The organism is Clostridium sp. UBA7503, assembly GCF_002477055.1.
In the GTDB taxonomy this organism is placed as follows: Bacteria; Bacillota; Clostridia; order Clostridiales; family Clostridiaceae; genus Clostridium_J; species Clostridium_J sulfidigenes.
This window is the reverse complement of record NZ_DLNT01000017.1, coordinates 147,067-155,088: the sequence shown is the minus strand read 5'-3', so window position 1 is coordinate 155,088 and position 8,022 is coordinate 147,067. Positions and strand designations below refer to the sequence as shown.

The 8,022-nt window shown below is 29.3% G+C and carries 10 protein-coding genes and 1 pseudogene; all 11 read left to right on the top strand.

What is annotated here, in order from left to right; translation table 11 throughout:
* A pseudogene (locus B3630_RS04715) lies at window positions 1-684 on the top strand (hypothetical protein); the annotation flags it as partial.
* A gap of 5 nt (window positions 685-689) precedes the next feature.
* Entirely contained in the window at window positions 690-1,037 is a 348-nt protein-coding gene (locus B3630_RS04710) for a hypothetical protein (RefSeq protein WP_346895952.1), read from the top strand.
* A 5-nt stretch (window positions 1,038-1,042) separates the two neighbouring features.
* A complete protein-coding gene (locus tag B3630_RS04705) occupies window positions 1,043-1,957 on the top strand; it encodes an RHS repeat-associated core domain-containing protein (protein WP_346895968.1) in 915 nt (304 codons plus the stop codon).
* Between the two features lie 38 nt (window positions 1,958-1,995).
* Window positions 1,996-2,379 carry a hypothetical protein gene (locus tag B3630_RS04700; protein ID WP_346895950.1) on the top strand — a complete coding sequence of 128 codons (384 nt, stop codon included), beginning with the start codon at window positions 1,996-1,998 and terminating at the stop codon, window positions 2,377-2,379.
* 373 nt (window positions 2,380-2,752) lie between these two features.
* On the top strand, window positions 2,753-3,646 hold the full coding sequence (locus B3630_RS04695; RefSeq protein WP_346895948.1) for an RHS repeat-associated core domain-containing protein: 894 nt from the start codon (window positions 2,753-2,755) through the stop codon (window positions 3,644-3,646).
* Window positions 3,647-3,654: 8 nt separating this feature from the next.
* Window positions 3,655-4,098: a hypothetical protein gene (locus B3630_RS04690; RefSeq protein ID WP_346895946.1), complete on the top strand. Its 444-nt coding sequence runs from the start codon at window positions 3,655-3,657 to the stop codon at window positions 4,096-4,098.
* A 304-nt stretch (window positions 4,099-4,402) separates the two neighbouring features.
* Window positions 4,403-4,657 carry a hypothetical protein gene (locus B3630_RS04685; protein WP_346895944.1) on the top strand — a complete coding sequence of 85 codons (255 nt, stop codon included), beginning with the start codon at window positions 4,403-4,405 and terminating at the stop codon, window positions 4,655-4,657.
* A gap of 12 nt (window positions 4,658-4,669) precedes the next feature.
* A complete protein-coding gene (locus B3630_RS04680; protein ID WP_346895942.1) occupies window positions 4,670-5,335 on the top strand; it encodes a hypothetical protein in 666 nt (221 codons plus the stop codon).
* A 320-nt stretch (window positions 5,336-5,655) separates the two neighbouring features.
* The gene (locus B3630_RS04675) at window positions 5,656-6,036 is read left to right on the top strand and encodes a hypothetical protein (RefSeq protein ID WP_346895940.1); all 381 of its coding nucleotides are present in this window, start codon (window positions 5,656-5,658) and stop codon (window positions 6,034-6,036) included.
* Window positions 6,037-6,593: 557 nt separating this feature from the next.
* Window positions 6,594-7,499, top strand: a complete 906-nt coding sequence (locus B3630_RS04670; protein ID WP_346895938.1) for an AEC family transporter — start codon at window positions 6,594-6,596, stop codon at window positions 7,497-7,499.
* Between the two features lie 70 nt (window positions 7,500-7,569).
* Window positions 7,570-7,992, top strand: coding sequence for a MarR family transcriptional regulator (locus B3630_RS04665; protein ID WP_150843888.1), 423 nt, complete (start codon window positions 7,570-7,572; stop codon window positions 7,990-7,992).
* Window positions 7,993-8,022: the final 30 nt, after the last annotated feature.

Sequence of the window (8,022 nt, the reverse complement as noted above, 5' to 3'; positions counted from 1 at the left end):
GAGTGGGGAAGGTTCTTGAATACAGATGCTATTGGTGGAAGTATAGGTGAATTATTATCACATAATACTTTTGCTTATTGTAATAATAATCCTGTAAATGGTAAAGACCCTAATGGATTTAGACCTATATACACTCAAGGTGAAGAAACAGCTGCAATGAGAGATGCTTCATATAAGGTTATGAACCAATATTATGGTACTAAATATCATAATCCAAAGCCCAAAAGTACTGCAGTAAAGGATGCAATAAAAGGAGGAATAATTGGAGCTCTAGAAGGTAGCTTTGGTGATGGGTTAAAAGAAATTCCGGATTATATTGAATATTGTGTCAATAGGCAAGCTTGGAGACATAGAGGAACATTAATTCCAGTAAAAGGTGCATCATCCTTAAGGACCATGGGACGTGTTGAGAAAAGCTTTGGAATAGTTGGAGTAGGAATGGGTGTTGTAGGAGCAATCGAAAGCTTTAATAAAGGAGAAATAGCAGGTGGATTCATTGATTTAGGAGCTACAGCAGCTGGAGTTGGAGTAGGATTTGGAATCGGAGCAGCATCAACAGCAATAATTGCATTAGGAGCACCAGCTATATTAGTTGGAGTAGGAGGTACATTAATTGGTATGGGTATATCTGCTTTAATTAATATTGGAGCTGAGAAATGGAAAGATGAAATTTATGGGAGGTAGTAAAGTTGAAAAGCAATAACAAGTGGAGATACATTACCCCATCGTTATTAGTAATATTAATAGGAAGATATATAAGCAGTAAATATGGGGGGGAAGCAAATGAAAAGTTTACGATAACCATTTTGGAATTGGTAATAATGGGTTTAATGGTATTGATTGTATATTATACATTGAAAAAACATTACGGAATTACAATGGGTTTAGTAGCTTTCTTAATCCCATTCATTATGTGTGCTATAGGACTATATATAAATAATTTAACTTTATTTTATGTTGGTCTTGTATTAGTGCTAATAGTTTTTATTAGTGTATGTATAATTGTTAAAATAATGTGCAAAAATAAAAATAAATAACATAAATAATAAAATATCCTATNNATAGGATATTTTATTATTTATATATAAGAAATTTAAAGAGTGATATAATAGATTTCGGTGGTAAACAAGTTGTTTCTTATACTTATGACACCTGGGGTAAGTTAATATCTATAACAGGAGATAAGGCATTAGGAGAAAAGAATCTTTATAGATATAGAGGCTATAGATACGATACAGAGACTGGATATTATTACTTGCAATCAAGATATTATAATCCTGAGTGGGGAAGGTTCTTAAATGCGGATGCTATTGGTGGAAGTATAGGTGAATTATTAGCACATAATACTTTTGCTTATTGCAATAATAATCCTGTAAATGGTAAAGACCCTAATGGGTTTAGACCTATATACACTCAAGGTGAAGAAACAGATGCGATGAGACGAGCTTCATATAAGGCTATGGAGGAATTTTATACTTCTAGATCAACGTCAAACTCAAGCTCAGTTAGAAAAAGTAATTCTGTAGGGGGTATAATGCCAACTAGTAATCAAGCAAGAGAGGTAGTAACAGGTGGAATAATTGGAGCTGTTGAAGGTAGAATAGGTTCACTGTTGTCAAGTATTCCTGATAATTTTGTTTATTATGCGAATAGAGTAGAAAGGAGACATGGAGGACTTGCAATACCAGTAAAAGGTTCATCTACTGCAAGAGCTATAGGAAAGGTTGAAGGTGTAGGAGGAATTGGAATAGTTTTAACAGGCGTTGCAGTTTGGGGTAACTATCATAGTGGATACAGTAAAGAAGAAGCATTTTGGAGAAGTGCAATAGATGTAGGAGCAGCAGCTTTAGCAATAGGAGTAGGATTTTTTACTCCAGTTGGATGGGGAATAGGACTAGGTATGGCAATAGGAATTGGTGCAGAAGTAGGTAAGAATTATCTGTGGGGTAGAGATTAGATTGTGATACCATAAAATTGAGAAAGTAGGAAATTTATATGATAAGTAAGAAAAATATTTTAGCTACTATAATAATTCTTATAATAATGGCATTTATTAGGATTATGGGCATAGATGATATACCACAACCAATAATTTTTGCTATATTACTATTGATTATTTTATATTTATTTATATTTGTTTTTAAGTATAAAGGTGATAAAAAAGAACGAATATATTTATTAGTTATTACCATACAAGCTGCAATACTAGTAATTATATTAGTAGTTGCAGTAACCGTACAAAATAAATACCAGGATATTTCTTATAGATACAAGCCCATATTTGTAACTTTAATGGCAATCATATTTTTAAGTCTAATAGTAACTGTATATAGTTTAGGATTCTATAAATATAAAAAAAATAAATTTAAAGATAAGTAATTAAGGTTTGTTAAAGAGCTAAATTAAAGTAAGTTTTAAAAGTGATAATAATCTAAATAAGGTTATTATCACTTTTTGATATAATATATAAGAATGATAGTGGTGAAATGAAAAAGTCTATAATGGATATACCTTTAAAAGGGAATGTGGAAGGACTCTAATATGAATAAAAGGAAATGATGTATTTTATAAAGAATTAACTAATGGAATTTGTGTAGAATAACAGAGTTTTTAGCTTGTGTGAGAATGTTTTTTTCTTACAGAAGGTTAGAAATCGTTATCTAGGGGTGTAGTAACCCTTAGTGAAACTTAGGGATAATAGCTATCAGATAAAATTTTATATAACTATGGAGATAAAGGTCTTGTAGGCTTCGTGTTAAATGATACTGAAGAATATTTCTACATTAGGAATGCTCAAAGTGATATTATAGGAATAATAAACTCTATTGGAAATCAAGTTGTTTCTTATACCTACGATACTTGGGGTAAGTTAATATCTATAACAGGAGATAAAGCCTTAGGAGAAAAGAATCCCTATAGATATAGAGGCTATAGATATGATACTGAAACAGGATATTACTACTTGCAATCAAGATATTATAATCCTGAGTGGGGAAGGTTCTTGAATGCGGATGGGTTAGTAGCTACAGGACAAGGATTCATTGGTTATAATATGTTTGCTTATTGTTTAAATAGTCCTGTAAATAGAAGAGATGATAATGGGTTACGTTCCGGTTGTATTACTGAAGGAGCTAGTGGAGGGAGCTATACATCAACTCCATCAAATAGTGGTGAGGTAGAAAGAACTTATTTTTCAATACCTAATTTAATGGGTTCAATAGTAGGAACAGTTTTAGGAGCTGTAGAAAACGTAACAAGAACTTGTAAGGCGTATTTATATAATGGTAGTATTAATTTATATCCTGCATCAAGTATAATGCAAAAAATTAAACCATATGCAGCAGCAGCAAAAAAGTCATCAGCTATGATAACTGCAGCATCAACTGGTTTTGATATTGTTTCTACATGGGATTCTAATATGTCTTTAGAAAAAAAGGCATTAAAAACAGGAATACAAGTATTGGGGGTAGGAGCTGCGTATTTAGTAGGTCAATTTATAACTGGACCATTGGTTGCAGCTGGAATGGCTGCTGGACCAATTCCAGGTACTCTTAGTGTGGTAGGTGCGCTTGGTATAGATTATGTTGCAGGTAAAGCAATTACTTATGGGCAAAACATGTTATATAGAAAATTTGGATTGGAGTAGAGAATTTTATGATTTATAGATATAAAAAAATTATGTTGGTTATTGGATTAGCACTCATAGCAGGATTGTTGTGGCTTAGCTGGTACACTAAAGAAATTGGGTATAAGATATTTCTTATGATAGGAGTTATTATATCGTCAGTTATATATGTATTTGCATTATTTGAATATTTTACTATAGATGATGATAAAATTACTCGTGTGCGTAGATTTGGAACTAAAAAAGAAGTGATGAATTGGAAAGATGTAACTATAGTTACAGTACTTCCATATAAATTAAATAAAGGTATAATCTTGAGGTCTAATGTTTTGGTATCTTATGATATGGTTATTAGCTATGAAGTAAAAGGATATAGAGATATAGTAAGAATCGCATATGAAAGAACAAAGGATAATCCGGATGTTTTTATAGATGTAAGAATAAAGGAATTACTGGATAAATGGAATAAATAGTATATGTAAAAAGGTGATAGTGATTCTATGATTGAATGCTATCACTTTTTTTATTAAAATAAGAACTGAAAAGCCATATTATCTATAAAAATATGGAGTTGATCTAGGAAAGTTAATTCAAGTCAAATCAATGGCTTGAATTTAAGAACATAAAAAACTATGTCATTAGAAATACAAAGTGATGAACTAAGTAATAATAGTGTATATTCTGTGAGTAATAATAAAAATAGGAAAAGTATCGGCAAGACATATATGGCAATATGGGCAAATTAGCTATATCACAAGGAGCTAAAGAAGAGAAGACGTGGTAGACTTAGAAGTTATAGCGTTAGGTATTGGAGCAGATATTTTGTCTAGTAGTTTAGCTACTTATGCCATTGGAGCATTAGGGTTGGTAGCAGGAACAGCAACATTGATAGCAATTGGAGTAGCTTACCTTGGAATAACAGCTCCATTATGGGGGACTGCTCTTTTAGCAGCTAGTATTAGTTATGGAGTAGCAAAATATTATGAAGATGATATAGGTAAATTAAAGGACTCGGTTATATCAGGATTTTAGAAGGAGGAGAAAATGAAATCAGCTAAAATTAAACAAGCAGATGAGATGGAAGTTAAAGATTTAAAGAAATTAAATGTTTTTATTTCAATAGGATGTATGTTAGGAAGTATACTTTTTAATTTGATATTAAGTAGTGATGATAAAGTGTACCATAGTATAGCTCCAGTATTATTAGTACTTACTTTAATACTGAATGTAATAAATATAGTATTAAACGTTAATAAGAAACCAATATATAAAAGTGTTTACATTTTAATGCCAATACAAGGAATTCTAGTAGTATTATCATTATATCTAGAAGTTGTAAATTGTTTAACACTAGAAAGTTCAATTACAAAAATAATAATATTTTCTAACTATATATTAGTAAATTTATATTTTTTCTACAAAAGAATAATAGTAAAAAATGAAGACTATATTAACAGTGTTAAAAAAGGTACCCATGGAAGATATGTAAAGAGAGATTTAAGTGTTTCATTAATTGTAACTGCAATATTATTAACAATTGCTAAAGCTATAGACTCTAGTCCAATAATAATTGAAGAAGGTAATGTAGATAAATTTATTTCAGGTATTTTTTTGATAGGAGTTACTGTATGTTTAAGTGTTGTTTATATCATAGGAATATCTAACTATTTGTATAATGTTAAGGATAAAAAATTCCCCAAAACATATTAAATTAATAAAGTTCGGGAGCGTTTTTAGGAGGTTTATAATGCGTAGTGGAATTTCTTCAGCAATTTTGGGAGTAGTAATATTTTTAATTATTGCAAAGAAAACTAATATGGTAAAGAAATAAATAATATATTACATAAAGGTAAAGAACATAGAAAATTTTATGAACTTTACCTTTATTATTTTTATATCTTTAAAATTGGAGTATGGGTATATGGTGCTAGTGTAGGTTTAGGTATTGTAATAGGTACAGAAGTTGTTAAATGGGGAGCTACAAAGATAATTAAGAAGTTTGATTAGAGCTTTATAAGGAGAGATGAAAGATGAATGGCAATAATAAAGGTATATATGCAGTAGTAGGAATAGCTGTCTTTATTATATCGAAACTTATACTTGGAGGTTTAGGAATAGAGAATGTACCAGTACCCATTATCATAGGTTTATTAGCAGCTTCATACGCTATGTTTTTAATTGGGATACTTAATAAAAAATTAACAGGAGGAGAGAAGGTTTGTTATATAGTATTTTCAATTTTATTCGCAGTTGCGATTGTTAGTACTATAATAGCAATTATATTTTTAAGTTATTTTCCACAAAATGTAGAAGAATATAAAGTATTGTTGTTAATATTATTAATGATTATTATATTATCACTTTTAGGTATAGTTATTGTATCATTGATAATTATAAAAAAATATCGATAATGGTTGTCCTATAGTTGAAATATATATATATTTATTAAAAGATTTAGAAAGAAAATTCCGGTATACTTAATATACTGGGATTTTCTTTATTATAGATACCATAGAATTAATTTGTTATCTTAGTTTTATATAAAAAGATTTAAAAGTATTTCCATGTAAATTTTATCTTAAATGGTATAAAAGATTTTAATAACTAAATCCCTGAATTTTGATATTAAACTTGAATATAACTTAGAAGGGAATGAGCTGTTTTATGAAGAATTAGTTAATAGTGTTAAATATATTGTCGAGTTAAAACTTTTACTAAATGGGAAGTGAAAAATAGTATGATAAATATCTTTAAGAATGAGACTATTTTACTATATACACATAAAACTAGTATAATATTTAGCTATAAAACTATATAACTATTTAACTATTTGTTGTGTTCATGCGGGTTTAAGAGGTTTGACCATTAAAATAGTATTAAGGTAACAATAAAATAATAATTAAAAACCAAAGGAAATAGAGTATAATTAGTATGGAATTTAATTTTTTTATGTATGGGGGATAATTTAATGGATGCAGTAAATCAAGTTTTAGTTCTATCCATTATGATGGTTATAGGAATATATGCTAGAAAGAAAGGCTTTATAGATGATAGAGTAGAGAAGGGATTAAGTGCAATATTAATCAATATAACTTTACCATTAATGATAATAAATAGTTTTTGCTTAGAATTTGATAAAGCTATTATGGGAAATGCTATAAAGATATTTTTCTATTCCATAGTTATACATTTGGTGGTACTTATTTTATCAAGATATATTTATATTAAGGCTAATGATAGAAAAAAACCACTGCTTATATTTACAACATCTTTTTCCAACTGTGGATTTATGGGTTATCCAGTATTAAACAGCATATTTGGAGAAATAGGAGTGTTTTATGCTTCAATTTTTACTATGGTATTCACTGCTTTAGTGTGGACCGTAGGTGTATCTTTGTTTACAGGGAAAATATCTATGAAGGAAGCTAGTAAAAGCATTTTAAAGAATCCATCTATATGGGCTGTAATTATAGGAATTGTAATATTTGTAGGTCAAATTAAACTACCCTTTGCCATTAACTCAACGGTAAAAAGTGTAGGAAATATGACAACTCCAATATCTATGATAATCATTGGCTCTATGCTTTGTGGTTCTAACATAAAGGAAATGATAGGAGATTTTAGTTTATACTATTTATCTATAGTTAGACTAATTTTAGTTCCTATAGCAACATATTTTACTATGAATATGTTTAATATAGATTCAATGTTGGTAGCTATATGCACTTTACTTATGGCTATGCCAGGAGCGGTGGTAGGACCTGTAATTGCATTATCTGCTGGTGGAGATGGTAAGTATGGCTCACAGTGTGTATTTATAACTACACTTTTATCCGTAATAACTATTCCATTATTTATATATTTAGTAAGATAATTAATTATAAAGAATAGGTTTTATTGATTTAGCTATTTAAAATAGATATAGAAGGGAATGTAAATTATATATGTTTGATTTAGATGATTGTATTGCATTTATAACAAATAAAAGTGCAAAGAAATTAGCTGACGAATTTAATAGAAGATTACAAGAGAATGGTACAACTAGAGTACAATGGATAGCTTTATTTTATATAGGTAAAGCAGGAGAAATTTCTCAAAAAGAACTTTCGGATTATATGGATATTAAAGAGTCTTCAATGGTAAGACTTATAGATAGAATGGAAAAGGAAGAGTTAGTGGAGAGAAGAAAGGATTCAGAAGATAGAAGAATAACAAAGATAATATTAACTGATAAAGGTAAGTTTTTAAAAGAAGAACTTATGCCTAGAGGACAAGAGTTCCAAGATGATGTATTAAAGGGAATATCGAAAGAAAATTTAGAGATTTTTAAAGAAGTTTTGCAAAGGATGACAGATAATATATGTTAGCTATTGACAATACCACCCCATGGTGGTATT